The 25,439-nt window shown below is 71.0% G+C and carries 25 protein-coding genes and 1 riboswitch; of the genes, 10 read left to right on the top strand and 15 right to left on the bottom strand.

What is annotated here, in order from left to right:
* Nucleotides 1-21: 21 nt before the first annotated feature.
* From ACFOYY_RS09190 to ACFOYY_RS09180, 3 genes are all read right to left on the bottom strand, one after another.
* A complete protein-coding gene (locus ACFOYY_RS09190; protein WP_386189298.1) occupies nucleotides 22-339 on the bottom strand; it encodes a DMT family transporter in 318 nt (105 codons plus the stop codon).
* Nucleotides 336-980 (bottom strand): FMN-dependent NADH-azoreductase, encoded by a 645-nt coding sequence (locus tag ACFOYY_RS09185; RefSeq protein ID WP_362781342.1) that lies wholly within the window; start codon nucleotides 978-980, stop codon nucleotides 336-338. The genes ACFOYY_RS09190 and ACFOYY_RS09185 overlap by 4 nt, the downstream gene beginning before the upstream one ends.
* Before the next feature lie 287 nt (nucleotides 981-1,267).
* A complete protein-coding gene (locus ACFOYY_RS09180) occupies nucleotides 1,268-1,669 on the bottom strand; it encodes a hypothetical protein (protein ID WP_362781340.1) in 402 nt (133 codons plus the stop codon).
* Between the two features lie 160 nt (nucleotides 1,670-1,829).
* Here ACFOYY_RS09180 and ACFOYY_RS09175 point away from each other — a divergent pair, with 160 nt between their 5' ends.
* A complete protein-coding gene (locus ACFOYY_RS09175; RefSeq protein WP_352012549.1) occupies nucleotides 1,830-2,435 on the top strand; it encodes a TetR/AcrR family transcriptional regulator C-terminal domain-containing protein in 606 nt (201 codons plus the stop codon).
* A 357-nt stretch (nucleotides 2,436-2,792) separates the two neighbouring features.
* On the top strand, nucleotides 2,793-2,984 hold the full coding sequence (locus tag ACFOYY_RS09170) for a DUF5999 family protein (RefSeq protein WP_352012550.1): 192 nt from the start codon (nucleotides 2,793-2,795) through the stop codon (nucleotides 2,982-2,984).
* A 12-nt stretch (nucleotides 2,985-2,996) separates the two neighbouring features.
* Here ACFOYY_RS09170 and ACFOYY_RS09165 read toward each other — a convergent pair whose 3' ends face one another.
* Nucleotides 2,997-3,602, bottom strand: coding sequence for an alpha/beta hydrolase family protein (locus tag ACFOYY_RS09165; protein ID WP_352012551.1), 606 nt, complete (start codon nucleotides 3,600-3,602; stop codon nucleotides 2,997-2,999).
* An 82-nt stretch (nucleotides 3,603-3,684) separates the two neighbouring features.
* On the opposite strand from ACFOYY_RS09165, the gene ACFOYY_RS09160 reads away from it, so the two are divergent.
* The gene (locus ACFOYY_RS09160) at nucleotides 3,685-4,065 is read left to right on the top strand and encodes a hypothetical protein (RefSeq protein WP_352012552.1); all 381 of its coding nucleotides are present in this window, start codon (nucleotides 3,685-3,687) and stop codon (nucleotides 4,063-4,065) included.
* A 17-nt stretch (nucleotides 4,066-4,082) separates the two neighbouring features.
* On the opposite strand, the gene ACFOYY_RS09155 is transcribed toward ACFOYY_RS09160, so the two are convergent.
* The 10 genes from ACFOYY_RS09155 to ACFOYY_RS09110 all read right to left on the bottom strand — a co-directional run bounded on the left by ACFOYY_RS09155 (nucleotide 4,083) and on the right by ACFOYY_RS09110 (nucleotide 15,384).
* Nucleotides 4,083-4,865: a hypothetical protein gene (locus ACFOYY_RS09155; protein WP_386189294.1), complete on the bottom strand. Its 783-nt coding sequence runs from the start codon at nucleotides 4,863-4,865 to the stop codon at nucleotides 4,083-4,085.
* Nucleotides 4,866-4,946: 81 nt separating this feature from the next.
* Nucleotides 4,947-7,802: an aminomethyl-transferring glycine dehydrogenase gene (gene gcvP / locus ACFOYY_RS09150; RefSeq protein ID WP_362918689.1), complete on the bottom strand. Its 2,856-nt coding sequence runs from the start codon at nucleotides 7,800-7,802 to the stop codon at nucleotides 4,947-4,949.
* Nucleotides 7,803-7,961: 159 nt separating this feature from the next.
* Nucleotides 7,962-8,053: riboswitch (glycine riboswitch) on the bottom strand.
* 14 nt (nucleotides 8,054-8,067) lie between these two features.
* The gene (locus ACFOYY_RS09145) at nucleotides 8,068-8,688 is read right to left on the bottom strand and encodes a MerR family transcriptional regulator (RefSeq protein WP_184713883.1); all 621 of its coding nucleotides are present in this window, start codon (nucleotides 8,686-8,688) and stop codon (nucleotides 8,068-8,070) included.
* Nucleotides 8,689-8,832: 144 nt separating this feature from the next.
* A complete protein-coding gene (locus ACFOYY_RS09140) occupies nucleotides 8,833-9,303 on the bottom strand; it encodes a bifunctional nuclease family protein (protein WP_184713884.1) in 471 nt (156 codons plus the stop codon).
* Nucleotides 9,304-9,382: 79 nt separating this feature from the next.
* A complete protein-coding gene (gene ftsR, locus ACFOYY_RS09135; protein WP_352012555.1) occupies nucleotides 9,383-10,033 on the bottom strand; it encodes a transcriptional regulator FtsR in 651 nt (216 codons plus the stop codon).
* 26 nt (nucleotides 10,034-10,059) lie between these two features.
* Nucleotides 10,060-10,572, bottom strand: coding sequence for an FHA domain-containing protein (locus ACFOYY_RS09130; RefSeq protein WP_352012556.1), 513 nt, complete (start codon nucleotides 10,570-10,572; stop codon nucleotides 10,060-10,062).
* 246 nt (nucleotides 10,573-10,818) lie between these two features.
* On the bottom strand, nucleotides 10,819-13,320 hold the full coding sequence (locus tag ACFOYY_RS09125) for a mannose-1-phosphate guanyltransferase (protein WP_352012557.1): 2,502 nt from the start codon (nucleotides 13,318-13,320) through the stop codon (nucleotides 10,819-10,821).
* Between the two features lie 3 nt (nucleotides 13,321-13,323).
* Nucleotides 13,324-13,920 (bottom strand): CDP-alcohol phosphatidyltransferase family protein, encoded by a 597-nt coding sequence (locus ACFOYY_RS09120; protein ID WP_362781331.1) that lies wholly within the window; start codon nucleotides 13,918-13,920, stop codon nucleotides 13,324-13,326.
* 220 nt (nucleotides 13,921-14,140) lie between these two features.
* Nucleotides 14,141-14,575: a DoxX family protein gene (locus tag ACFOYY_RS09115; protein ID WP_352012559.1), complete on the bottom strand. Its 435-nt coding sequence runs from the start codon at nucleotides 14,573-14,575 to the stop codon at nucleotides 14,141-14,143.
* A gap of 389 nt (nucleotides 14,576-14,964) precedes the next feature.
* Complete coding sequence (locus tag ACFOYY_RS09110) at nucleotides 14,965-15,384, bottom strand: hypothetical protein (RefSeq protein WP_352012560.1); 420 nt, start codon at nucleotides 15,382-15,384, stop codon at nucleotides 14,965-14,967.
* A 261-nt stretch (nucleotides 15,385-15,645) separates the two neighbouring features.
* On the opposite strand from ACFOYY_RS09110, the gene ACFOYY_RS09105 reads away from it, so the two are divergent.
* Nucleotides 15,646-16,263 (top strand): class I SAM-dependent methyltransferase, encoded by a 618-nt coding sequence (locus tag ACFOYY_RS09105; protein WP_386189289.1) that lies wholly within the window; start codon nucleotides 15,646-15,648, stop codon nucleotides 16,261-16,263.
* A 15-nt stretch (nucleotides 16,264-16,278) separates the two neighbouring features.
* Here ACFOYY_RS09105 and ACFOYY_RS09100 read toward each other — a convergent pair whose 3' ends face one another.
* Nucleotides 16,279-16,965 (bottom strand): gamma-glutamyl-gamma-aminobutyrate hydrolase family protein, encoded by a 687-nt coding sequence (locus ACFOYY_RS09100; RefSeq protein ID WP_352012562.1) that lies wholly within the window; start codon nucleotides 16,963-16,965, stop codon nucleotides 16,279-16,281.
* Between the two features lie 469 nt (nucleotides 16,966-17,434).
* Here ACFOYY_RS09100 and ACFOYY_RS09095 point away from each other — a divergent pair, with 469 nt between their 5' ends.
* From ACFOYY_RS09095 to ACFOYY_RS09070, 6 genes are all read left to right on the top strand, one after another.
* Nucleotides 17,435-18,577, top strand: a complete 1,143-nt coding sequence (locus ACFOYY_RS09095) for a globin domain-containing protein (protein WP_386189287.1) — start codon at nucleotides 17,435-17,437, stop codon at nucleotides 18,575-18,577.
* A 67-nt stretch (nucleotides 18,578-18,644) separates the two neighbouring features.
* A complete protein-coding gene (locus tag ACFOYY_RS09090) occupies nucleotides 18,645-18,962 on the top strand; it encodes a molybdopterin synthase sulfur carrier subunit (protein ID WP_362781324.1) in 318 nt (105 codons plus the stop codon).
* Between the two features lie 316 nt (nucleotides 18,963-19,278).
* Complete coding sequence (locus tag ACFOYY_RS09085) at nucleotides 19,279-20,295, top strand: alpha/beta fold hydrolase (protein WP_352012565.1); 1,017 nt, start codon at nucleotides 19,279-19,281, stop codon at nucleotides 20,293-20,295.
* 122 nt (nucleotides 20,296-20,417) lie between these two features.
* The gene (locus ACFOYY_RS09080; protein WP_386189284.1) at nucleotides 20,418-23,273 is read left to right on the top strand and encodes an AfsR/SARP family transcriptional regulator; all 2,856 of its coding nucleotides are present in this window, start codon (nucleotides 20,418-20,420) and stop codon (nucleotides 23,271-23,273) included.
* 270 nt (nucleotides 23,274-23,543) lie between these two features.
* Nucleotides 23,544-23,909 (top strand): DUF488 domain-containing protein, encoded by a 366-nt coding sequence (locus ACFOYY_RS09075; protein WP_362916883.1) that lies wholly within the window; start codon nucleotides 23,544-23,546, stop codon nucleotides 23,907-23,909.
* 119 nt (nucleotides 23,910-24,028) lie between these two features.
* Entirely contained in the window at nucleotides 24,029-25,405 is a 1,377-nt protein-coding gene (locus ACFOYY_RS09070; RefSeq protein WP_386189281.1) for a choice-of-anchor A family protein, read from the top strand.
* Nucleotides 25,406-25,439: the final 34 nt, after the last annotated feature.

Genomic DNA, 25,439 nt, shown 5'->3' with positions numbered 1-25,439 from the left:
GCCCCTCACGCGTGCCCGGGGTCAGGCGAGCGCCCTGGCCAGCACGACCCCGCCGACGATCAACGCCAGGGCCGCGACGCGCCCCGCCCCGACGGGATCGCCGTGCAGCACGATCCCCAGGGCGATCGCGCCGACGGCGCCGATACCCGTGAAGACGGCGTAGGCGGTGCCGACGGGGAGTCCCTGCTGCATGGCCTTCGACAGCAGCCACACCGCCAGCGCCCCCAGCGCGAAACAGACCAGCGTGGGCAGCGGCCGGGTGAACCCCTCGGTCGGCTTGATGCTCTGCGACCAGGCGATCTCCACCAGCCCGGCCGCCATGAGCAGCAGCCAGCTCATCGGACGGCCAGCTTCCCGGCCAGCTCCCGCGCGGCGGCGTAGGACCGCTCGTGCACGGCCCGCCGGTCGGCGAGGGCCGGGTCCACCAGGGAGTTGACCAGTTCGGCGTGGACGAACGTGACGTCCTCGACGGCGAAGTGCCCGAGGAAGAAGTCACGCAGATAGCGTTCCTCGTGGTCGAAGGGCTCCCTGGGGGTGCCGGGGCCGTAGGCGCCGCCCCGCGCGCCCGCGACGACGAACGTCCGGCCGGTGAGCTTCATCTTGGGGAAGGTCACCTGGTCGATCCAGGCCTTCAGCGCCGAGGGGATGGAGAAGTTGTACATCGGCGTGCCGATCAGCACGACGTCCGCGGCCACCAGCTCGTCGAGCAGCGGTTCGACCACCGCCCAGGCCTCGGCCTGTTCCGGGGTGCTCACCACCTCGTGGTAGCGGCCGATGTCGGTGATCTGACCGGCCAGGACACGGTCGCACAGCTCCGTCCAGGCCTGCCCGATGTGCGGGACGGGGTCGGCGGCCAGGTCCCGGTAGGTGTATCCGCCCTCCGGGTTGGCCGCGCGCCACGCGGCGGCGTAGATCCCCGACAGGGTGCGGGAGAAGGACGCACGGCGGGCGCTGGCGTCCAGGTGCAGCAGGCGGCTCACGGCTCTCCGATCCTCGATGCCAAAGCGGACGTTGTGTCCGCTTAATCACCATAGCGACAAGCGGACACGATGTCCATTTGACCCCGGACCCAGTCGGCCGGAGGGCGGCGCCCGTCATCGCACGCGGCGACGGGCACGGCGCGGCGAGAGGGGTGCCTCGGAGGCGACGCCGGGAGCGACCACCGGCCACCCGGGCACGTCGAGGCATCCGGGCACGAGAAAGGCGGCCCCGGTATCCTGGAGCCGCCTGGTGTGTGAACGACCCGGCAGGCCGTTCACACGAGGAGTCAGCGGACGACGGTGGTCACCGGCCGCGGGACGCGGGCGATGCCGGTCAGCCGGTTCTCCTCGCGCAGGGTGCGCAGCCGGTTGACCTCGGCGGTCCACTCCGCACCCTTGGGGGTCGCCCTGCCCTTGCGGCGGCGGATCCTGTCGTCGTAGGCCTTGGGCCCGAAGGTCGCCCGCTGGCCCGCCTCGGCCGCGCGCAACGCCTCGGTCAGCGCCGCGTCGAAGACCAGCCCGGCGGCCCTGAGCTCCTCCGGGGACGCCCCGGCCGCCTGCACCCGGCGCAGTTCGGCCTCGGCCGTGCGCGCCCTCTCAAGGAACTCGGGGAAGCTCTTCCCGACCTCCTGGTCGGCGTGGTGACGGACCTCCGCCTCCCGGCTCACGCCCGGTCGGAAAAACGCCATCGTCTGCCCTCTCTCACCCGTCGCCGGGAACCTCCCGGCGGATCACGGCTGTAGCCTACGCCGTCGGCCCCCGGACCACCCACTCAGGGACCGGCCCACCCCGGACGGCACGGCGCGGCGCCCTTTACACAGTAAGGTCACCGATGGCAGGATGCGGCCCATGCCCGCCAAACGACCACCCGTCCCGCTCTCCAGGGAACGCATCATCGAGGCCGCCCTGCACATCGCCGACAGCCAGGGGCTCCGGCGGCTGACGATGCGGCGCCTGGGCGACGCGCTCCAGGTCGAGGCCATGGCCATCTACCACCATCTGCCGCGCGGCAAGGACGCCCTCATGGACGCCCTGGCCGAGCACGTCACGGCCGTCCACGCCGAGCCCGCGAGCACCTGGCAGGACAGCGCGAGGGCGTGGTGCAGGGCGAGCAGGGACGCGCTCAGGGAGCATCCCGGGGTGCTGGCGCTGGCGCTGACCAAGCCCCCGAAGGGCCGCGCGGCGATCGCCCTCATGGAGCAGACCGAGCAGCTCGCCGACGCCGGGCTGCCCGACGCGGCGCAGGCGGTACGGACGCTGCGGGCCTACGTCTTCGGCGCGGTCGCGGTCGAGGTACAGCGCTCCGGATGGGCCGACTCCCCGGCGGACGGCGCCGAGCCGTGGCGTCCCCCGTCGGCCGGCGGAGGCTCCGCGGCGGCCGACACCGACTTCGAGCACGGGCTGAACGCCCTGCTGGCGGGACTCAACGGAAAGCGAACGGAGACTGAACGGTAAAGAAACGCGAGGCCGATCCTTTTTTACCTGCCAGATGGTGCGTTTCGCTTGGCCAGATGTCCGCTATGAGGCATCCTGTGCTATAGGTCACACCTCCGGAAGAGCCCTGAAGGACCACTCTCCAGAGTTCGCAAACAGTCCTAACGGGCTATGTCCCGGGGTGAGATCCAGATCGCACACTTGAGTTTGACCAACGTGCGGACCTCACCCCGTTCGAGGCACGCACGACCCACATGTCCACACCAGATGCTCGTCACCCGTCACGCGATGGGAACGGATTCCCATCGGGGACACGGTGTCCACCCGCTGTCCGATGTCGATCCAGCGAGCCGACGATAGAGATCCGGAGGCACGCCGATGTGCCCGCACCAGCCGTCCTGTCCGCCCGCCGAGGCGCTGGACCGCGAAGCCGCCCGTACGATGGTCGCCCACCCCGAGCAGGGCTGGAGCCTGCTCTGCAACGGTGTGGTGCTGTTCGACGACACCGGTGAGATCCTGCCCGACGGCGGGGTCATCGAGCCGCACCGGCCCCTGGCCGGCGTCGCCTGATCGCCTGACCGATCACTCCGCGGCGGCGCGCATCCTCGCGCCGAGCCAGTGCGCGACCACCTCGCCCACCCTGCCGGGATGCCTTTTGAGATCGTGCCCCTCACCGGGCAGCACCACCAGGCGCGAGGTGTCCGCCGCCTCGGGGACCCCAAACGGGTCACGGTCACCGCTGACCGCCAGCACGTCGACCCCCGCCGCGCGCAGTTCCTGCGCGCGCGACCTCTCCGGCTTACCGGGAGGATGCAGGGGGAAGGCCAGCGCGACCACCGCCGTCGCCCCCGCCTGCGAGGCCGTACGGCAGGCGACCCTGGCCCCGTTGCTCCGCCCGCCCTGCACCAGCGGCAGACCGGGCCGGAGCCCGCGAAGCCCGGCGACCAGTTCCAGCCAGGCCTCGTCCTGCCTGGCCGCCGATCCGGGAGCCCTGGCCCCTCGCATCCTGAACGGCTGGAGCACCCGGGCGACCACTCCGCCGATCGGCGTCACCGCGTCCCGTACGGCCAGCAGGTCGGGTGCGTCCACTCCCCCGGCCGAGCCGTGGGTGAGCACCAGCAGGAAACGTGGATCGGCCACCTCGTCGATCTCGGCCACGGCCGGGCCGTGAACGGTGCCGATCTCCACGGACGAGGCAGTACTCCGGATGGACACCGATCTAGTCCTAACGGCTGATGTCCGGGCCTGCGGCAGGGCGGACAATCTCAGGGTGCAGGATCATCACGATATCCGACAGGACGTACGGGCGACCATCGGGGCCCGCCGTGACCTCGGCCCCGAGTACGAGGCCGCGCTCGTCGAGTCCTTCGTCGAACGCCTCGACTCGACGATCGCCGCCAGGGTGCGGGCGGAGCTGCAGGCCACGGGTTATCACCCCCAGCAGCACTATCCGCACCCCCAGGGTCCTCCCCCCGCGCCGCGGCGCAAGGGGAACGGCACCGTCCCGATCGCGCTCGGCTCGCTGGGGCTGGCCATCCCGCTGACCGCCGTCGCCGCCGAGGGCGGGACCGTGGGGATCCTGGTCGCCTGGGGCGGCATCGTGGTGATCAACATCGCCCACGCCCTCGGCGGGCTGCGCCACCGCGACTGAAGAGCGGGGCCGGAGACTCAGGCGTCCCGGTTGCGTCGCAGCCTGACCTCCTCGGCCAGTTCCTCGTCCGCGCTGTCCAGGCCGTAACGCCACACCCGCTCGGCGTCCTCGTCACGCCCTCTGAGCGGCAGCGTGCGGGCCAGCAGCTCGATGGCCAGCGCCCCGGTCTCGGCGTCGCCGCCCTCCTCCACCGCCCCGGTGAGCTCGGCGCAGGCCAGTTCGAGATGGGCGATGCCGAGCAGCACCCGCAGCCTCGCCGTCTCCACGACGTCCGGCACGGACAGCGCCTCGACGAGCACTCCCGCCGCCTCGGCCGCCTCCCCCTCCTCAAGGAGGATCTCGGCCAGCCGCTGGGCGGCGAGGGAGGAGATCTCCGGCTCTCCGGTCGCCAGCGCGGCCCTCAGGGCCTCCTCCGCCTCCACGGGGCCCACGGCGAGCCTGGCCAGGCCCATGTGCGCCAGCGGAGCGCAGGCGGCGTTCCCGGTGCCCAGCGCGGCCTGCCAGGCCGCCCGCGCCTGGTCGGGCAGGTCGTCGCGCTCGAAGCTCCTGGCGAGCAGGCAGGCGGCCTGCCCGGCGAACTCGGGATGGCCGGTGGCCAGCGCGGCACGGGCCGCCGCCCTGGCGTCGGGCGCGTCCCCCCGCTCCTCGAGCACCACCGCCAGCCCGACCGCCGCCTGCGCGCGGTCGGGCCCCTCGGGGTCCGCGGCCAGCTCCGCGAGAATCACCGCGGCGCCGTCCAGGTCACCGTCCTCGGCCAGCCGCCGCGCGGTCTCCAGCGGTCGGGTGTCCACCTCTGGCATGCAGGGTCCCTCCGGGTAAGGAATCGCCCCGGGCCCGGTGGCCCGGAGCCCTGTCCACGAGGTGGATCTTAACGGTGCGAATCAGTCCTCGTAGGCCTCAAGCGGAGGGCAGGCGCACACCAGATTGCGGTCGCCGTACGCCTGGTCGATCCGGCGGACCGGCGACCAGTACTTGGCCTCGCGCACCGACGGCAGCGGGTAGGCCGCCTCGGCCCGCGAGTAGGCGTGCTCCCAGTCGTCGGCCAGCAGGCAGGCGGCCGTGTGCGGGGCGTTGCGCAGCGGGTTGTCGGTCTTGTCGTAGGCGCCGGAGGCGACCTTCTCGATCTCCCCCCTGATCGCGATCATCGCCTCGCAGAACCGGTCGAGCTCGGCCAGGTCCTCGCTCTCGGTCGGCTCGATCATCAGCGTACCGGCCACCGGGAAGGACATGGTGGGAGCGTGGAAGCCGTAGTCGACCAGGCGCTTGGCCACGTCGTCCACGGTCACACCGGTCTCCTTGGTGATCTGGCGCAGGTCCACGATGCACTCGTGGGCGACCAGGCCGCCCCGGCCGGTGTAGAGGACGGGGTAGTGCGGGGCGAGCCTGCGGGCCAGGTAGTTGGCCGACAGGATGGCCTGCTCGGTGGCCGCCTTGAGCCCGTCTGCGCCCATCATCCTGACGTAGGCCCAGGAGATGGGCAGGATGCCCGCCGAGCCGTACGGCGCGGCGGAGACGGGACCGACCGGCGAGTCGTCGCGCAGCGGGTGACCGGGCAGGTAGCCGGCGAGGTGGGCGCGGACCGCGACGGGGCCGACGCCGGGGCCGCCGCCGCCGTGCGGGATGCAGAAGGTCTTGTGCAGGTTCAGGTGGGAGACGTCCGCCCCGAACTCGCCCGGCTTGGCCAGGCCGACCAGGGCGTTGAGGTTGGCGCCGTCGACGTAGACCTGGCCGCCCGCCTCGTGCACCCGCTCGCAGATCTGGGTGATGGTCTCCTCGTAGACGCCGTGCGTCGAGGGGTAGGTCACCATGATCGCGGCGAGCCGGTCGCGGTGCTTGCCGAGCTTGGCGTCGAGGTCGGCGAGGTCCACGTTGCCGTTGTCGTCGCAGGCGACCACGACGACCCGCATACCGGCCATGACCGCGCTGGCGGCGTTGGTGCCGTGCGCGGAGGAGGGGATCAGGCAGACGTCGCGATGGGCCTCGCCGCGGGCGTGGTGGTAGGCGCGGATCGCCAGCAGCCCGGCGAACTCACCCTGGGAGCCCGCGTTCGGCTGGATGGAGACCGCGTCGTAGCCGGTGACCTCGGCCAGCCAGCCCTCAAGCTCCCGCACCAGCTCCGTGTAGCCCTCGGCCTGCTCCGCGGGGGCGTAGGGGTGCAGCCCGGCGAACTCGGGCCAGGTGATCGGCTCCATCTCGGTGGTCGCGTTGAGCTTCATGGTGCACGAGCCGAGCGGGATCATCGACCGGTCGAGCGCGACGTCCTTGTCCTGGAGCCTGCGCAGGTAGCGCAGCATGGCCGTCTCCGACCTGTGGCTGTGGAAGACCGGGTGGGTCAGGTAGTCGCCGGTGCGCGCCAGCCCCTCGGGCAGCGCGTCGTGCGCCGCGGCGTCCAGGTCGGTCAGTACGGCGCCGCTGACCTCGAAGGCGGCCAGGACCTGCTCCAGGTGGAGCTGCTCGGTCCGCTCGTCGCAGGTGACACCGACGTGGTCGGCGTCGACCAGGCGCAGGTTGACGCCGTTGTCGCGGGCCGCGGCCACGATCCGGGCGGCGCGGCCGGGCACCCGGGCGAGCACGGTGTCGAAGAAGGCGTCGTGGACGACCTCGACGCCTCCGTGGCGCAGGCCCGCGGCCAGCACGACGGCGTGCCGGTGGACGCGCCTGGCGATCCTGCGAAGGCCCTCGGGGCCGTGGTAGACGGCGTACATGCCCGCGATGACCGCGAGCAGCACCTGCGCGGTGCAGATGTTGCTGGTCGCCTTCTCCCTGCGGATGTGCTGCTCACGGGTCTGCAGCGCCAGGCGGTAGGCGGGGCGGCCGTCGGCGTCCTGGGAGACGCCGACCAGACGGCCGGGCATCTGCCGCTGCAGGCCGTCGCGGACGGCCATGTAGGCGGCGTGCGGGCCGCCGAAGCCCAGCGGGACGCCGAAGCGCTGCGAGGAGCCGATCGCGATGTCGGCGCCGAGCTCGCCGGGGGCGGCCAGCAGGGTCAGGGCCAGCAGGTCGGCGGCGGCCACCACCTGGGCGCCGCGCGCGTGGGCGGCCTCGGCGACGGCGCGGAAGTCCCTGATCTCGCCGTCGGCCCCGGGGTACTGCACGAGCACGCCGAAACAGTCGGGAAGGGCCTCGGTGAAGTCGCTCTCGACCAGCTCGATGCCGAGCGGCTCGGCCCTGGTGCGCAGCACGGCCTTGGTCTGCGGCAACGAGCCGGCGTCGACGACGAACACGTTCGAGGAGCCGCGCACCGCCCTGCGGGCCAGCGTCATCGCCTCGGCGGCGGCGGTGGCCTCGTCCAGCAGGGAGGCGCCCGCCACGTCGAGACCGGTCAGGTCGGAGACGACCGTCTGGAAGTTGAGCAGGGCCTCAAGGCGCCCCTGGGAGATCTCGGGCTGGTAGGGCGTGTAGGCGGTGTACCAGCCGGGGTTCTCCAGGAGGTTGCGGCGGATGACCGCCGGGGTGATCGTGTCGTGGTAGCCCAGGCCGATCATCGAGGTGAGCACGGTGTTGCGCCCGGCGAGGGCGCGCAGCTCGGCGATGGCCTCCGTCTCGCTCGCGGCGGGCGGGAGGTTGAGCCTGTCCTTCGCCCTGATGGCCTCGGGGACGGCCACCGCGACCAGGTCGGCGGTCGAGGCGAATCCGACCGCCTCGAGCATGCGGGTCTGGTCGGCGTCCGCGGGCCCGATGTGACGGGTGGCGAACGGCGGGGGGGTCAGCTCGCTGAGCGGTGACAGGTCGGTCATGGGAAGCCTCCCGAGACGTTGGAGACCGGCGCTGGGCGCGGGCGTATGCCGGATCTCCCCCTCTGTCATCGCGACCTGAGAGTTTCACCTTCCGGTGCGTGGAAGGCTTTCCCCGTCGGTGAGACGCGCCTGGCGGGCGTGCCTGCTTTCCAGAGTCGCCTCGCCCACGCGGTACCGGGTGCCTGAGAGATTCCGGGGAGGTTGCTCCTTCGGCGCCCCGATCATGCCGGGGTCTCTCCCGCGCAGAGTCAGCAGCGAGACAACCTTACCCGGTGCGGCGAGCCCGGCGACGACGGGCCAGCTCATCCGCGTGGTGATCGCCTAAAGGGCTCTGGCCGGACTCCGCGCGCTCTCCGGGCAGGTCGGCCAGGGAGCCCTCCACCTCCTGCCAGACGCGGCCGAGGGCTATGCCGAAGACACCCTGCCCTCCCTGGAGCAGGTCGATGACCTCGTCGGGTGAGGTGCACTCGTACACGCTCACCCCGTCACTCATGAGGGTGATCTGGGCCAGGTCGTTGACGCCGCGGTCGCGCAGGTGCTGGACGGCGATGCGGATCTGCTGGAGGGACACACCCGTGTCGAGCAGCCGTTTGACGACCTTGAGCACCAGGATGTCGCGGAAGCCGTACAGGCGCTGGGAACCCGAACCGTGAGCGGCCCTGACCGTGGGCTCGACCAGACCGGTGCGCGCCCAGTAGTCCAGCTGCCGATAGGTGATGTCGGCCGCGGCACAGGCGGTGGGACCGCGGTATCCGATGTCGGCGGGCAGTTTCACCGGCTGCCCGTCGAACAGCAGGCCCTCTTCGCCCGCACGCTGACGTGCCTCCCCGCGCCGTTCCGGGTCATCCTGGTCGGCGTTTCTACCCTCGCCGCTGCTGACCGCCACGCGGACCTCCGGCTTTCTCTCATCCCGCGGCCTGATCTGGGGGTTTGCGCACAGCCGCGGGTTTCACTTGCACCGTAGGACTGGGGCCAAGATCAGTCAACGACCCTCCCCGGCGCGTCGTGAAGCGTAAATGCACCGAAATACCTACCCCGCGCGACCGAAGTCCTCGGGCGTGATCGTGTCAAGGAACTCCCTGAACTTCTCCACCTCGTCCTCCTGGTCGTCGGGAATGATCACCCCCGCCTCCCTGACGATGTCCTCACTGGCGAAGATACGGGCTCCCGTACGCAACGCCAGGGCTATGGAGTCCGAAGGACGGGCGCTCACCTCGACCCCGTTGGAGAACACGAGATCGGCGAAGAAGATCCCATCACGGAGTGCGACGATGTTCACGGTGCTCAGCCGGACGCCGAGCGCGTCGAGCACGTCGCGGAAGAGGTCATGGGTGAGTGGCCGGGGTGGCGGCTCTTCGGCCTGGGCCATCGCGATCGCCGTCGCCTCGGTCATGCCGATCCAGATCGGCAGGTACCGCTCCCCATGTGCCTCCTTCAGCAGGACAATAGGCTGGTTTGAGGGCATCTCAACCCGAACGCCCACGACCTCCATCTGCAACACGGGCTGCTCCGTCTTCGCTGGATTATGACCGGTTTGTTCAACGTAACACTCGTGAGGGGACGAGTGCCTGGTCAGGTTCTCACCGGCCCAAGCCCCCACGCACGGCGGAACGCAGGAGCGAGGCGTGCAATTCCAGCAGAAGACCAGAAATCTCCTTGGCGGTCTCGTCGGCCCGGTCGATGGCCCCCGGGCCTCGGCGGCGAAGCAACGGCGCGATGGCCTGTTCGACGAGGGTGGCCTCCCGCTCGGCCGCGGCCTTGACGACCCGCAGGTGGCGTGCCCTGAGCCCGAAGGCGGCCAGTGCCCCCACGCTGCGGGCCACGGCCAGCGCCTCGGCGTCGTAGTGGCGGGCGACCGCGGCGAGCAGGCCGAAGTCCTCAAGCTCGGTGAGGGTCTCCTCGTCGAGCTCGGCGGCGGCGAGCAGTTCCTTGCGGGTGAGACGAACCTCCGGCGGCGCCTCGCCGGGAAGGGCCCGCGGAGGGGTGACCGGCCGGTCCTCGCGGTCCGCGGCCTCGAGCCGGTCCTTGATCACACGCAGCGGCAGGTAACGGTCGCGCTGCTCGCCGAGGATGTAACGCAGCCGCTCGACGTCGGCGTAACTGAACTTCCGGTAGCCGGAGGGACTGCGCTCCGGCTCGATCAACCCCTCGCCCTCCAGGAAACGGATCTTGGAGATGCTGACGTCGGGGAACTCGCCCTGCAACAGGGCGAGCACCTCCCCGATGCTCATGTGCGAACGAGCCGCCTGGGAGCTCATCATCCTCCAGCGGCGCCACGGGTGAGGAAGACCAGGCGGAACTTGCCGATCTGCACCTCGTCGCCGCCGTAGAGCGGGACCTCCTCGATCCGCTCACGGTTGACGTAGGTGCCGTTGAGGCTGCCGACGTCACGGACGGTGAACACCCCTCCGCCGCGCCGGTAGAACTCGACGTGACGCCGCGAGACGGTGATGTCGTCCAGGAAGATGTCACTCTCGGGGTGACGGCCGACCGTGGTCAGGTCGCTGTCCAGCAGGAAGCGGCTGCCCGCGTTGGGACCACGCATGGCGACGAGCAGCGCGGCGCCCGGAGGCAGTTGCTCGACGGCCTGCCGCTCGGCGAGAAGCGTCTCTCCCGTCTCCGCCTCGTAGGCCTCGATCCCGGACAGGGAGATCGTCGACGTACTGTCTCCCGGGGAGTCGAACCTGGTCAGCGGCGACCCGCATCGTGAACAGAAACGGGCGTCCTCAGGGTTGGCATGACCGCACTGCGTGCAGTAGACGCTCGGCATCGATCGGCTCGGCCTCCTACCGCGAGGACGCGGCAACGGTTCTCGGTACGCGCGCCTCGCTTCATCGCTTCTCAAGTATTTGCTCAGACTGCGAATGCCGCAACATACACCGAATAGCGAGAAAGATCAAGTCCGACGCTCGAGGACGGGTTCGGTCGAGGACAAAGTTACCGCCGGGCGGCGCCCCGGTCCATGCCGCCGCGCTGGGTTTTCGCGCTCTCCGGGCCGGGGATCCCAGGGGAGACCTCAGGTCGCCGCCGCCCCCTCCACGACCCTGGCCCAGTGCTCGATCAGGCTCTGCGCCGAGTCGACGTCCCCCGCCTCCGCCCACAGGTGGGTCACCGCCTCGGCCGGGTCCGGCAGCACCAGCGCCCAGCTGCCGTCCTGCGCCACGACGCGCACCCCGTCGGTCGTGTCTATCCGGTACAGCTCGGCGGCCTCGATGACCGAACGCATCACCACGCCCTTGGCGGCCCACGGCGTGGGGACCGTACGGCGCAGCAACCGGGCCTGCGGGATCCTGGCGTCGATCTGGCTGAGCGAAAGGCGGGTCCTGGCGACCAGGCCGAGCAGCCGAAGGAACACCGCCAGGCCGTCGACCGTCGGGCCGAACTCGGGTACCACGAAGCCGCCCCGCCCGTCCGCGGCGAAGACCATGCCCTCCGCCCTGGCCGCGGTGGTCAGCGCGTCCAGCGCGGTCGAGGTCCACTCGACCTGCACGCCGTGGAAGCGGCAGACCTGCTCGGCCACCCGGGTCGTGGTGACCGGCAGGGCCACCCTGCCGCCGCGCCGCTCTGCGGCGACCAGGTCGAGCACGACCAGCAGGGCGCGCTCCTCGCTGATCAGCTGGCCCGTCTCGTCGACGAGCGCGATCCGCTCCCCCACCGGGTCGAAGCGCACGCCGAAGGCCGCCCTGGCCGAGCCGACCAGTTCGGACAGGCGTTGCAGGGCCCGGCGGCGCTCGGCGAGGGTCTCGGTCGGCGAGGCGTCGTCCAGGCGGTTGTTGACGGTGAGCACCTCGACGCCGACCCTGCCCAGGAGGCTGGGCAGCACCAGTGAGGAGGTGCCGCCCGCGCAGTCGACGACGACCTTCAGGTCGGCGTCGCGCACCCCGGTGACGTCCACGCAGCGCAACAGCTCGTAGGTGTAGTCCTCGATCGCCCTGGCCGGGAAGCTCAGCTCGGCGATCTCCCCGGGGAAGGCTCGGCGGAACTCCTGGCGGGAGAAGACCCGCTCCAGTTTGCGCTGGGCGCCCTGGGAGAGGTCGGCGCCGTGCTCGTCCATGAAGACGATGTCCACGCTCTGCGGGTCGCCCGGGGTGGTGCGCAACGCGATCCCGCCGACCGCGTTCTCCCTGGCGGTGTGGAAGCGCGAGACGGGCAGCGGGGCCGCCTCCAGGTCGAGCACGTTGATCGCGCTGGCGGTCAGCGCGCTGATCACGGCCCGCTTCAGCGCCCTGGCCGCCCGGGAGGAGTCCCGGGAGGTGATGACCGAGGCGCCCTTCCTCAGCGTGGTCGCGTAGGCGCTGGCGAGCCGTACGCACAGTTCGGGGGTGATCTCCACGTTGACCAGGCCGGAGACGCCGCGCGGGCCGAACAGGCTGCGCTGGCCCCTGGGCTCCCAGATGACGCTGGTGTTGACGACCGCCCCGGCCTCCACGGTCTTGAAGGGGTAGACCTTGACGCCCGAGGAGACGTACGCCTCGGCCTCGATGATGCACTCGTCGCCGACGACGGCGCCCTCCTCGATCCTGACCCCGGTCATCAGGTCGGTGTTCTTGCCGACGACACAGCCGCGCAGGTGGGCGCTCGGGCCGACGTAGACGTTGTCGTGGACGACGGCGCGGTGCAGGAAGGCGCCCTCCCTGACCACCACGTTGCTGCCGAGCACGGTGAACTCGCGCAGTTCGGCCCCCGCCTCGACCTTGGCGTAGTCGCCGACGTACAGGGGGCCCTTGAGCACGGCGTCGGCGTCGACCGAGGCCCCCTCGGCCACCCAGACACCCGGGGAGACCTCGAAGGCGTCGATGTCCACCCTCACCCGCCCGGAGAGCACGTCCGCCTGCGCCCTGAGGTAGCTCTCGTGGGTGCCGACGTCCTCCCAGTAACCGTCGGCGACGTAGCCGTACAGCGGGGCGCCGCGCGCCAGCAGGCGGGGGAAGACGTCGGCGGACCAGTCGACGACCCCGCCCGCGGCGATCTCATCGAGGACCTCGGGCTCCATCACGTAGACGCCGGTGTTGACGGTGTCGGAGAAGACCTGACCCCAGGTCGGCTTCTCCAGGAAGCGCTCGACCCTGCCCCGGTCGTCGACGATGACGATGCCGAACTCCAGGGGGTTGGGGACGCGTTTGAGCCCGATCGTCACCAGCGCGCCGTTCTCCCGGTGGAAGCGGATCATGTCGGTGAGGTCCATGTCGGTCAGCGCGTCGCCGGAGATGACCAGGAAGGGCTCGTCCCTGAGCTTGTCCGCGGCGTTCTTGACGCTGCCCGCCGTGCCGAGAGGGGTGTCCTCGGTGGCGTAGTACAGGCTCATGCCGAGCTCGTCGCCGTCACCGAAGTAGTTGCGGACCAGCGCCGCCAGGAACTGCACGGTCACCACGGTCTCGGTGAACCCGTGCCGCCTCAGCAGGCGCAGCACGTGTTCCATGATCGGCCGGTTGATCACGGGTAGCAGTGGCTTGGGCTGGTTGGCGGTCATCGGCCGCAGCCGAGTCCCCTCCCCGCCCGCCATCACGACGGCCTTCACACATCACCTCTTAATGCGTCCGGCTCCGCGTATGAGCTGACGCACCTGTACCCAGTAGAGCGCCCCGGACCACCAGTACAGTCCGGTGCCCCAGATCGCGAGCGACCAGCCGACGATGCGGGCGGGCCCGGCGTACCAGGCGTCGTGGTGGGCGAGGAAGAGCAGGGGGAAGGCGTAGAGCAGGTTGGCCGTCGCGGCCTTGCCGAGGAAGTGCACGGGCAGCGCGGGGCCGTACCCCAGGCGGCGCAGGATGGGCGGGATGCCCAGCAGCATGACGTCGCGCAGCGGGATCGCCAGGGCCAGCCACCAGGGGATGATCTCGCGCATGGCCAGGCCGAAGAGGGTGGCCAGGATGTAGAGGCGGTCGGCCAGCGGGTCGAGGAGGCGGCCGAGCCTGCTGGTCTGGTTCCACGCGCGGGCGATCTTGCCGTCGAGCCAGTCGGACAGGCCGGCCAGCATCAGCAGCGCCACGGCCCAGCTGTCGGCCTTCGGCCCGAGGACCAGCCACAGGAAGACCGGGACTCCGACAAGCCGGGCCAGGCTCAGCGCGTTGGGCACCGTCAAAATGCGGTCTTCGGCACCCGATGCTTCCGGATTCACCCGAATGTCTCCCTCCCCGTACCTGAAGCCGACCCTACTGCGTTCGCCGCGGCATCCCGCAGGTGACGGGCACCACAGGTCTCTTCACAGCTTCGGCAGGAACCTTGTGAAGGTTCTTCGAGGTCGTGGGGGGAGTGTGCCGCGGGCGCGGGCCGGGCGTGTCGCCCGTCCCGCACCCGGGGAGGATGCGGCGGACCCGGTCACGGTCCGCCGCAACGGCTCAGTTCGCGGCTCCCACGGCGACCGGGGAGCGGTCACGCCGCCACAGCCTGTCCAGGGCCAGCGCCCCGCCGCCGCTGAACCCGATCGCCAGGCAGATGGCGAACAGGACCAGGACGTACTCGAACCCACCCTGCTGCGAGAAGAAGCCCTTGCCCGCGTGGACGAAGACGTAGGCGCCGACCATGTTGAGGGCGAGGATGACGCCCGCGACAGGCAGGGCGGCGCCGAGGATGAAGGCGAGGCCGCAGAGGACCTCACTGCCCGCCACGGCCGGGGCCGCCACGGCGGCGAGGGGGATGCCGAGGTGGGTGAACCCGGCCGTGACCTCGTCGATCCCGCTGCTGAGGAGCTTCTGAAGGCCGTGCGCGATGAACACGATGCCGATGACGACCCGGGCGAGCAAAAGGGTGTAAGGCCCGATTCTCTCCAGCATGACTTTTCTCCTGTTGCGATGTAGTTCACTGATGAACCGGCACCCACAGGTCGACGTTTGGTTGAACGTTGAACTATTTGGGCATAGTACGGCGCTGCACAAACGCCAAAAATGGGGCCGGAACTGTGCTTTCACAGCACGAGCACTTCGATCGTCACCGAACGGGCGACAAGGACGGCGGGTGACGGACCCGGCCACGGATGTTCCTTGACCCACATAACATCCAACTATTCGCAACTGTCGTTGTCAACGACCTTCGTCTCCGGGCGGCCCTGGCGGCACGGCGAAGGCCCGGGACGCACGAGACGGATCCGTCTCGTGCGTCCCGGGCCTTCCGAGGTTCCGGGGGTCGGGCGAGGCGCGGGCCGGGAGACCGCCCGCGCCGCGCCTCAGCGGCCGCGGACCGCGGCGCGGGGCGACCAGACCCAGACGAGCAGGGCCACGGTCAGCCCGAACAGGGTGAGCCCGCTGGGCACGTGTGTGCCGAGCAGGTTCCAGGTGAAGTGCTGCCCCATGCCGATCAGGAGCAGGCCCGCGCTGGCCGCCGCGGGCCATCCCGCGCCTCGGCCCGGCCGCCAGAACAGCACGGCCGCGACGGTCTGCAGCAGTGCGATCAGGTGCACCACCATCCCGACCATGACGTGGGTCTCGGCCAGATCGGCTCCGCCCTGTACGGCCTGGCCCGCGAAGGAGGCCGCGACGATCAGACCGACGGCCTGCGCGGTCACCAGAACGCGCAGGCCGTACAGCAGGCCCGCGGAGACGGAGCGCTCCGGTGCCGCGAGCGGCCGGGTGATGCCCTCCTGCATGAGATGTGTCCTTCCTGCAATGACTGTTCAGGGACACATCGTGGCCGCGCGGATCCGCCGGGTCGTCAGCCTCCAGGGGTACCCGCCGATCCGCCGCGTGGCGGATTCGCCGTGCTCCGGGGACGTCGCCGGGACGGAACCCGTTCGCGGCGCCCGTGCCTCTCCTCCTGAGGTAGGTCGGCCCTCTCCTCCTCATGGCGGAAGGAAAATCAATCGGATTACGGGGCCATTCCGCCCGCTTCAGCCTCTACCCTTCACAGCATGACCAAAGACACCACGCTCTTTCTGGGGCAGTGGCTACGCTCCCCGGGAACCGTTGGGGCGGTGGCGCCGAGCTCACGGCGGCTGGCCGAGACGGTGACCACCCCGGTCCCCCAGCGGGGCGATCCCGTGATCGTCGAGCTGGGCCCGGGGACGGGGGCGTTCACCGCGGAGATCCAGCGGCGGCTGAACGGCAGGGGGCACCACCTGGCCGTGGAGATCAATCCCGCGCTGGCCTCGTTCCTGTCGGAGCGGCACCCGAAGGTGGACGTGGTGGTCGGCGACGCGGCGCGGCTGCCCGAGATGCTGCGTGAGCGCGGTCTTGAGAAGGCCGACGCCGTCATCAGCGGCCTGCCCTGGGCGGCCTTCTCCGCCGACACCCAGACGCGCCTGCTGGACGCCGTCGTGGCCACCATGAGCCCGCACACGGCCTTCACGACCTTCGCCTACAGCTTCGCCAAGCGCATGCGGCCCGCGCAGCGCTTCCGGCGCCGTCTGCACGAGACCTTCGAGGAGGTCGTCGTCGGCAGGACCGTCTGGGGCAACCTTCCCCCCGCCTTCGTCTACCACGTGCGCAGGCCCCGGAGCCTCGACACCGCAGGCGCCTGCGACCTGTGACGCCTCGGGGGCACCTCAGCGCGCCGCCTGGACCAGCGCCTCGAACAGCCGGTTGTCGCCGGCGCGCTCCGGATGCCACTGGACGCCGACGCAGAAGGGGTGCCCCTGAAGCTCGACCCCCTCGACGATCTGGTCGTCGGCCCACGCGACGGCGAGCAGCCCCTCGCCCAGCCTCTTGACGGCCTGGTGGTGCGGCGCGGTCACCTCCGCGTGGTCGCCGACCGCCTTGCCCAGGCCGCTTGAGACGCTGATCTGGATCAGGTGCTCCCGGCCCGCGGCGGAGTGACGGTCGTGACCGACCTCGTCGGAGAGCCACGGGATCAGCGAGCCGCCCTGGGCGACGTTGAGGACGTGCATGCCCCTGGCCACGGCCAGCAACGGCAGACCCTCCCGTACGGCGGCGCGGGCGAGGGCGAGCTCGAACCGGTCGCGGTGGGGCTGGGGCGCGCCCGCGCGGCCCTCGGGGGACGCGCCGTACAGGGAGGGGTCGAGCGCGCCACCGCCCGCGAGGACCAGCCCGGACAGACGCCGCACGTGGTCGCCGGCCGCGGCCGGGTTCGTCGGCGGGACCAGTACGGCGATCCCGCCCGCCTTCTCGATCGCACGCACGTAGGAGGGGGGTGACAGGACGGCCTCGCGGACCCAGTCGCCCCAGCGGGCGGCCTCAAGGTAAGCGGTGACACCGATCAGGGGTCGGGGCATGTGGAACTCCAAGGGGGCCATGCGACGGCGGCGTCCCCGTTCCGGGCGGCACCCGTCCCGTCTTCAGCAACTTCCCTATCATGGCGCACCCTATTTCGGTTATGTCACGCTTTTGAAGGTCTCAGTGTCGTCTCACCGCGCCATCGCCACGCAGGGACGGGACGAGCCGCACCAGGCGACACGGCAAACACCCACACAAGGGATAAATAACAAAGTTCGGATAAATACGATTTGTGACCACCCAGGTCACTCCTATAGCACGATCGCCAAAAATAGTCTCGCAATTACAGATAGTTTGAATTCCCGCCATATTGCTGAGAACACGTTGTGAGCCTCACATGGTGATGGAAGACTCAAATGCGAGCGCTCTGGTGCGCCGGGGCCGCAGGACGCTCATCACCCGGATTCGTCAGGAGGTAGGTCTGCGTGATCGGACATTCGATCCGGTCAATTAGGGTGGGTTCCGTCCATGTCCTTGAATCCGCGTCTCGTGAAGGAAAGCTTCGCCGTCATCGAACCCGTCGCGGACAAGGCCGCCGCGTATTTCTACGGCCGTCTGTTCGCGGAGAACCCGCACATGCGGGCCATGTTTCCCCCGGCGATGGACACCCAGCGCGACCGTCTGTTCGGCGCGCTGACCAGGATCGTGTGGAGCCTCGACAGCCTCGACGGCCTGTCGTCGTTCCTCGGCGAGCTCGGCCGGGGCCACCGCAGGTACGGCGTGCTCCCCGAGCACTACACCACGCTCGGCAACGCCCTGCTGGCCACGGTGCGACGCTTCGCCGCCGAGGTGTGGAGCCCCGAGATGGAGGCCGCGTGGCTGGCCGCCTACACCGCCGCCGCCGACATCATGATCACCTCCGCCGAGGAGGACGCCCGGACCTCGCCCGCCTGGTGGACCGCCGAGGTGATCGGTCACGAACTGCGCGCCCCGGACATCGCGGTGATAACCCTGCGGCCCGGCGAGCCGCTGCCGTACCTGCCGGGCCAGCACGTCGACGTGCAGACCGCGCGCTGGCCGCGGGTGTGGCGCCCGTTCTCCATCGCCAACGCGCCCAGGCGGGACAACACCGTCCGCCTGCACGTCAGGGCCGTCCCCGGCGGCTGGGTCTCCTCCGCCCTTGTCGGGCACACCCGGATCGGGGACACGGTGACGCTCGGCGCGCCGGGCGGCACGATGACGCCGCCCGAGCGCGGACGTGACATCCTGTGCGTCGCCGGGGGCACCGGCCTGGCCCCGCTGAAGGCCATCGTGGAACACGTGATCACCTCGGACGCCACCCCGCCCCGCGTCCGCCTGCTGTACGGCGCCCGCACCTCGCGCGAGCTCTACGACCTGCCCGACCTGATGAGGATGCGCTCACGCGTGCCCAGGCTCGAAGTGGTGCCCGTGGTCTCCGACGAGCCCCGCTACGGCGGTGAACGGGGGCGGCTGCCCGAGGTCGTCGACCGCCTGCGGCCGTGGGCCGGGCACGAGGTCTACGTCTGCGGACCCGACGACATGGTCGAGGAGACGATCCTCAGGCTCCAGCGCGGTGGGGTCCCGCCCGCGGACATCCACCGGGACCGTCCCCAGGAGGGACGGCGCCGGGGCGCCCACTGCCATACCTGACCGGCTGAGCGCGGGACGCGGCGTCCCGCGCCGTGACAGCATGAGGCCGCATCGGAAAGGAAGAACGTTGACCAGGTCCGCCACACTCGTCACCTTCGTGTTCCCCTCAGCCCTGGGACGCTGGGCGGGCGACATGGTCGAGCTTCGCGTCTTCGCGGTCGCCGACCGCGACGGCGGCCGCCCCACCCTGGGGGCCGCCCTCGACACGCTCTGCCGTACCCACCCGTCGCTTGAGCGCAGGCTCCGCGACGACCACGGGCGGATGCGCCGTCACATCAGCGTGTTCGTCTGCGGCGAGAACGCCAGGGGGCTCGGCGGGCTCGCCTGCGCCCTCCCCCCGGCCGCCGAGGTCCACCTGCTCCCCGTCCTGTCCCGGGTGGGCTGAGCGCGCCCTTCCCCGCGCGGGGTCAGCCCGCTCCGAGGGCCCGCGCGATGCCCGCGGTGTCCTGATACTCCCGCCAGAGCGCCACCCGGCCGTCGCGCGCCCCGAGAACCCCACGAAGAGAAGACTCGCGCGGCGCCCGGTACGGGTGGCGACCCCGGTGGTCTCGGACCGCGCCGCGGGCTTGTGGCGCGGGGGCGGGTACGGCGTGGGGAAAGGGCAGGTCAGATCCCTGCCTACCTCCTGATTGTCCGAAGTGTCCCGGTTACCATGAGGGGGTTGGGACGGCCGGGACCGGTGGTCGGCGAGGGAGGCCACGATGGACTACGACGTGTTCGAACTCGGGGACGTGCGGCTGCAGAACGGCGCGACGCTACCCGGCGCGAAGCTCGCCTACAAGACCTACGGCGAGCTCGACGCCGACAAGGGCAACGCGATCGTCTACCCCACGTGGTACTCGGGCCAGCACTACGACAACGAGTGGCTGATCGGCGAGGGCATGGCCCTGGACCCGTCGAGATACTTCATCATCATCCCGAACATGTTCGGCAACGGCCTGTCGTCGTCGCCGAGCAACACCCCGCCGCCGCACGACAGGGCGCGCTTCCCCGACGTGACGATGTACGACAACGTCGAGGCGCAGTACCGCCTGGTCACCGAGGTGTTCGGCGTCGAGCGTCTCGCGCTGGTCACCGGCTGGTCGATGGGAGCGGGCCAGACCTACCAGTGGGCGGTCAGCCATCCCGAGATGGTGCGGCGCATCCTGCCCTTCTGCGGCTCGGCCAGGACCAGCCTGCACAACATCGTCTTCCTTGAGGGGGTCAAGGCCGCGCTCACCGCCGACTCCGCCTGGAAGCACGGCTGGTACACCGAGGAGCCCTGGACCGGTCTGCGGGCGCTGGCGCGGGTCTACGCGGGCTGGGGCTTCTCCCAGCAGTTCTACCGAGAGAGGACCTACGAGCGGGACCCGTTCGACTACGGCTCGCTTGAGGACTTCCTCGTCGGCTTCTGGGAGGGGCTGTTCGTCAAACGCGACGCGAACAACCTGCTCACGATGCTGTGGACCTGGCAGAACGCCGACATCGGCAAGACCCCCGGGGCCGGCGGCACCGAGCAGGCGCTGTCCTCGATCAGGATGCCCGCGATCATCATGCCCGGCCGGCAGGACCTCTACTTCCCGCCGGAGGACAACGAGTGGGAGGTCTCCCACATGCCCTCGGCCGAACTGCGGGTGATCCCGGGGTCGTGGGGGCACTTCGCGGGTGGCGGCCTCAACCCGGTGGACACCGCCTTCATCGACGACGCGCTCAAGGAACTGCTCGCCCGGGACGCCTGAGCCGCCCGCCTCCGCCGTACGAGGAGGCATGTGGGGCCGAGCGACGGTAGCGTGTGGCGCGCCGCCTCCGCCGTCCCAGGACCGGACGGCGGGCTCGTCGGTTCCGCGTCACAGGTGATGGTGTGAGATTTCGTGTACTCGGCCCGCTGACCGTAATCTCCCAGGGCCGGGAGGTGCCGGTCGGCGGCAACAAGCTGCGTGTCGTGCTGGCCGGTCTGCTGCTGCGCCCCGGTGAGACCGTCCCGGTCTCCCGGCTTGTCTCCTGGCTGTGGGAGGAGGAGACGGACGACCCCGCCAGGGCCAGGGCGACCGTGCACAGCTACGTCAACCGGCTGCGGCGGCAACTGGAACCCGGTGAGGTCATCCGTACCCTTCCCGACGGTTACCGGGCCGAGGTCGACGCCGGGTCGCTGGACCTGCTGCGGCTGCGCTCCCTGGCGGAGAGCGGGCGGCGGTCCGCCGCCGCGGGCGACCTGGCCGCGGCCTCGCGGGCGTTGTCCGAGGCGGCGGGGCTGTGGCGGGGCCCGGCGCTGTCCAACGTGGACTCGGCCGTGCTCCACGACCAGGAGGTCGGGCCGCTCACCGAGGAGTGGCTGCGCCTGCAGGAGGAACGCCTGGAGATCGGGCTGCGCACCGGCGGGCACGCCGAGCTGGTCACCCCGCTGCGCGAGCTGACCCGTGCCCACCCGCTGCGGGAGCCGTTCTGGGAGCTGCTGATGCTCGCGCTGCACCGCTGCGGGCGTCACGCGGAGGCGATCCAGGCCTACCACTCACTGCGTGAGCTGCTGGCCGAGGAGCTCGGTGTCGATCCCGCCCCCTCGCTGCGCGCCGCCTACCAGGCGATCCTGGCCGGTGAGTCGCCCGGCCGGTCTCTGCGGGCACCCGCAGCCGCGCCGCGTGAGGAGGCTCCCGTCCCCGTTCCCGTCCCCCGGCAGCTGCGGCCCGACACGCCGGGTTTCGCCGGCCGCAGAACCGAGCTGGCCGCGCTCGACCTGCTGCTCGGGAAGGACGTTCCCACGACGGGGCCGAGAATCGTCTCCCTCCAGGGGACCGCGGGGTCCGGCAAGACGGCGCTGGCCGTCCACTGGGCGCACCGGATCTCCGACCGTTTCCCCGACGGGCAGCTCTACCTCGACCTGCACGGTTACGGACCCGAACCGCCCGTCGACCCTGCCAAGGCCCTGGAGACGCTGCTCCGGGCCCTCGGCACCCCGGCGGGCCGGATTCCCGCCGGTCTCGACGAGCGCTCCGCCCTGTTCAGGACGCTGCTGAGCGGCAGGCGGACGCTGCTGATGCTCGACAACGCGGGCAGCAGCGAGCAGGTCCGCCCGCTGATCCCCGGTTCCGGCGGGGTGGTCGTCGTCACCAGCCGCAACCAGCTGCGCGGCCTCGTCGTCGAGTACGGCGCGCGGCGCGTCGTACTCGACCAGATGTCCGAGCGGGAGGCGACGGAACTGCTGGCCGGGGTCCTCGGCCGGGACCGGGTCGCCGCCGCGCCGGAGGCGGTCGCGGAGGCCGTCGAACGGTGCGCCCGTCTTCCGCTGGCACTGCGCATCTTCGCCGAGCGCGCGGCGCGTTTCCCCGCCGTGCCGCTCGGCAGGCTCGTCGCCGACCTGCGGGACGAGGCGACCCGGCTGTCGGCGCTCGACGCCGGGGACGGCGGGCACACCGACCTGCGCACGGTCTTCTCGTGGACCTACGGCGCCCTTGAGAAGGACGCGGCACGGCTGTTCCGGCTCCTCGGCCTGCACCCCGGACCCGAGGTGAGCGCCGGGGCCGCGGCCGCGCTGATGGGCGCGGGCCTCGCGGAGGTCACCCCGCTGCTCGACCGGCTCACCGCCGACCATCTGCTCAGGTCCCGTTTCCCCGGCCGGTACGACTTCCACGACCTGCTGCGCGACTACGCCGCCGAACGGGCCGGGGAGGGAGAGGACCGGCGGGAGCGGGAGGCCGCGCTCGGCCGGGTGCTCGACTGGTACCTGCACGCGGCCCGCGCCGCCGCCGAACACCTGCCGCCGGCCGTGTGGGACTCGGGACACGGGCCGGTTCCGCCCGGGCTCAGCCTGCCGAGCTTCGGCGGTCCCGAGGAGGCGGTCGACTGGTACGAGGAGGAGCTGCCCAACCTGATGGCCGCCGCCCGGCGCGCGGCGTCGCTCGACCGGCACGAGGCCGCCTGGCGGATTCCCCGGCTGCTGGCCTCCTTCCTCGACCTGCACGTGCCCGGAGAGGCCTGGGCCACCGTCTTCCGCGTCGCGGCCGAGGCGAGCGGGCGGGCGGGTGAGCCGTACGAGGAGGGGTTCGCCCTCAACCACCTGGCCTGGGTCAGCGCGCTGCTCGGCAGGCCGGAGGAGGCCGTCGCGCACTACGAGGAGGCGCTGGCGGTGGCCCGGCGGATCGGGGAGCCGGGGCTTGAGGGGGACGTCCTGGTCAACATGGGCGCCACCTACTTCAGGCTCGGCAGGTTCGCCGACTCGGCGTCGTGCTACGGCCGGGCGCTGGAGATCGCCAGGCTGAGCGGTGACCGGCGTCTTGAGGCCGAGGCGCTCAACGACCTGGCCAGGAACGACAACGAACTCGGCCGCCATCACGAGGCGCTGGCCGGCGCGCGGGCGGCGCTCGACGGCTACACCGAGCTCGGTGACCGTTATCGCGTGGGTGAGGCGTTGCGCGTGCTGGGCACGGCCAACGCCGGGCTCGGCCGGCACGAGGAGGCCTGCGTCCTGCTGTCGCAGGCGCTGCGGGTGATGCGGGAGTTCGACGACCGTCTGGACGAGGCCGAGATCCTGGACCTGCTCGGCGAGGTCCTGCGCGACTCCGGCGACCACGAGGCGGCTCGGGCGCACTGGCGGGAGGCCGCGGAGATCTTCGCCGAGCTCGACGACGACCGGGCGGCGGCCGTACGGCTGCGCCTGGCCGAGGCTGAGAACCGGGGAGGGGCGCACACCCCCGTCCACCCCTCCCCGGCCCGGATCAGGTGATGCGAACGCCACGGGTGATGCGGACGCCGTCGTCCCGCACCGCGTCCCCGTGGCCGGCGCCCCCGCGCCCGGCGAACGTCCGCGCCGGGTCCGACGGTCCCCTCGTGACGGCACACATGGTCATGTCCATTCGTCCTCGTCTTTCTTGTCTCGGTGAGGCGTTTCGGTGAGGCGAGGACGAATCTAGGAACCTTCTCTGGCAGATCCCTCACAAAATCCTCATAACCTCTGGTACGGCTTCACGGCACCGGCGACGGGTAGGTCCGGAGGATGGGGAGTATCACGATCAGCAGGGCGTACGATCCCGAACCCACCACGGGGGCGGTCTTCCTCGTGGACGGGATGTGGCCGAGGGGCGTGCGCAAGGAGGACCTCAGGCTCGACGGCTGGACACGCGACGTCGCGCCCTCGCCGGAGCTGAGGACATGGTTCGGGCATCGCCCCGAGCGGTTCGCCGAGTTCCGTGACCGCTACCTGCGGGAGCTCGAGGCCAACCCGGAGGCCGTACGGCCGTTGCTCGACGCCGCCAGGAAGGGGCCGGTCACCCTGCTGTACTCGGCACGGGACACCGAGCACAACAACGCCGTGGTCCTGCGGGACCACCTGCGGCACCTGCTCGCCACGGTCCCGCACTGATCTTCGCCTTGCTTTTCCCCGTAGATCGCAAACAGTGACCAACCAGGGGGTTTCCATCACGGAGATGATCATGTTCCCGCTCAGGATGAGGAGGACTCGTTCGGAAAAAGGAATCGATCATGCTCCAAAAGATGCGACGGCCCGGGAAATACCGGGTTTTCAGCCGCCCTTCGCTGCTGACGGGAGGTGCCGGGGTCCTCGCCGTCGTGGTGGGAGGCGTCATCGCCCTTCCCGCCGTCATGGCCGCGACGCTGCCCTTCGGCCTGGGCCCCTGCGTACCGGGCAGCTGCCCCTCCCCCTTCCCTCCGGTGAACAACGGGCCTTTCGCGGGCCGTGACAACGCCATCAACACCTTCGTCGGCGGTGACTTCCTGGTCCGGGGCTTCGCGGCCGAGGCCGAGGGCCGGGCGGTCGTGCTGGGCGACTTCGACCAGAACAAGGACGCCGCCGCCTCCCCCGCCTACAACGTGGGCATCGCGGGGGTCGGCTCACGGGTGCCGCCTCCCGAGGGGGCCGACTTCCTGACCACCGGCGGATCGGTCACCGTCGCTCCGGGCCAGCGCCTCCTGGCCGAAGGCGGGGTGGTACGGCACGCGGGTCCCCTGACGGGCACGGTCACCGGAACCCTCGTCGAGGACCCGGACGCGGCGACCCCCTATCTGGACCTGGTGCCCGCGCTGCAGCAGGCCAGCCGGTGCTACGCCGACTCGACCGGAAACCCTCCGAGCACACCGACGGGGACCGCGGTGAACCAGGGCGCCCAGACCCTGTTCACCGGTGACGGCACCTCCGCGCTCCAGGTCTTCAACGTCGACTTCGATCTGACCGGCCCCGGGGGCTCCACGCAGGGCATCGTGTTCGAGGGCATCCCCGCGAACGCGACCGTCCTGATCAACATGCTGGGCACCAGTCGTACGATCAACACCTTCAGCGGCGACATCGCCGACGCCGACCCGTGGAACGCGCTGCGTGAGCGGTCGCTGTGGAACTTCCCCGACGCGACCACGGTGAACCTGCAGGGCGGCGGCAACTTCCAGGGCAGTGTCCTGGTGGCCGACCCGGCCAGCACCACGACGCTGAGCATGCCGGGCTTCAACGGGCGGCTGTTCGTCAACGGCTCTCTCACGCACACGGGGAACGGCGGATACGAGATCCACGCCTACCCCTTCAACGGGGACCTTCCCGACTGCGGGGCACCGACGCCCACACCGACGCCCACCCCGACCCCAACGCCGACACCGACGCCCACCCCGACTCCGACACCCACACCCACACCCACGCCGACTCCCACCCGGACCCCGCGTCCGCCCAAGCCTCCGGTGGAGGGTGGAACGGGAGGACAGGCCGGGAAGGTGTGGACCCACAGCCGGCACCACCTCGACGGCGGCCGTCACTGGTTCGGCTGCCACCGGCCGGTGTGCCACGGCCGGGGTCCCGGGGCGATCCATGAGAAGCGCCCGCTCCTTCGCATGATGACCTCCCGCTTCCTGTCGTAGAGGTCCACGGGCCCGGCGGGCGTTCCCCGCCGGG

Origin of the sequence: Streptosporangium jomthongense (genome assembly GCF_042650425.1) — a bacterium.
GTDB lineage: Bacteria > Actinomycetota > Actinomycetes > Streptosporangiales > Streptosporangiaceae > Streptosporangium.
The sequence above is the reverse complement of the archived record's forward strand: the minus strand, read 5'-3'. Positions and strand labels throughout refer to the sequence as shown.

Bases quoted from the DNA above. Each gene is read 5' to 3' on its own strand.
- ACFOYY_RS09190 (WP_386189298.1), bottom strand. From the start codon at position 339: ATGAGCTGGCTGCTGCTCATGGCGGCCGGGCTGGTGGAGATCGCCTGG.
- ACFOYY_RS09180 (WP_362781340.1), bottom strand. From the start codon at position 1,669: ATGGCGTTTTTCCGACCGGGCGTGAGCCGGGAGGCGGAGGTCCGTCAC.
- ACFOYY_RS09175 (WP_352012549.1), top strand. From the start codon at position 1,830: ATGCCCGCCAAACGACCACCCGTCCCGCTCTCCAGGGAACGCATCATC.
- ACFOYY_RS09170 (WP_352012550.1), top strand. From the start codon at position 2,793: ATGTGCCCGCACCAGCCGTCCTGTCCGCCCGCCGAGGCGCTGGACCGC.
- ACFOYY_RS09155 (WP_386189294.1), bottom strand. From the start codon at position 4,865: ATGCCAGAGGTGGACACCCGACCGCTGGAGACCGCGCGGCGGCTGGCC.
- gcvP (WP_362918689.1), bottom strand. From the start codon at position 7,802: ATGACCGACCTGTCACCGCTCAGCGAGCTGACCCCCCCGCCGTTCGCC.
- ftsR (WP_352012555.1), bottom strand. From the start codon at position 10,033: ATGAGCATCGGGGAGGTGCTCGCCCTGTTGCAGGGCGAGTTCCCCGAC.
- ACFOYY_RS09130 (WP_352012556.1), bottom strand. From the start codon at position 10,572: ATGCCGAGCGTCTACTGCACGCAGTGCGGTCATGCCAACCCTGAGGAC.
- ACFOYY_RS09115 (WP_352012559.1), bottom strand. From the start codon at position 14,575: ATGCTGGAGAGAATCGGGCCTTACACCCTTTTGCTCGCCCGGGTCGTC.
- ACFOYY_RS09110 (WP_352012560.1), bottom strand. From the start codon at position 15,384: ATGCAGGAGGGCATCACCCGGCCGCTCGCGGCACCGGAGCGCTCCGTC.
- ACFOYY_RS09105 (WP_386189289.1), top strand. From the start codon at position 15,646: ATGACCAAAGACACCACGCTCTTTCTGGGGCAGTGGCTACGCTCCCCG.
- ACFOYY_RS09100 (WP_352012562.1), bottom strand. From the start codon at position 16,965: ATGCCCCGACCCCTGATCGGTGTCACCGCTTACCTTGAGGCCGCCCGC.
- ACFOYY_RS09095 (WP_386189287.1), top strand. From the start codon at position 17,435: ATGTCCTTGAATCCGCGTCTCGTGAAGGAAAGCTTCGCCGTCATCGAA.
- ACFOYY_RS09085 (WP_352012565.1), top strand. From the start codon at position 19,279: ATGGACTACGACGTGTTCGAACTCGGGGACGTGCGGCTGCAGAACGGC.
- ACFOYY_RS09075 (WP_362916883.1), top strand. From the start codon at position 23,544: ATGGGGAGTATCACGATCAGCAGGGCGTACGATCCCGAACCCACCACG.
- ACFOYY_RS09070 (WP_386189281.1), top strand. From the start codon at position 24,029: ATGCTCCAAAAGATGCGACGGCCCGGGAAATACCGGGTTTTCAGCCGC.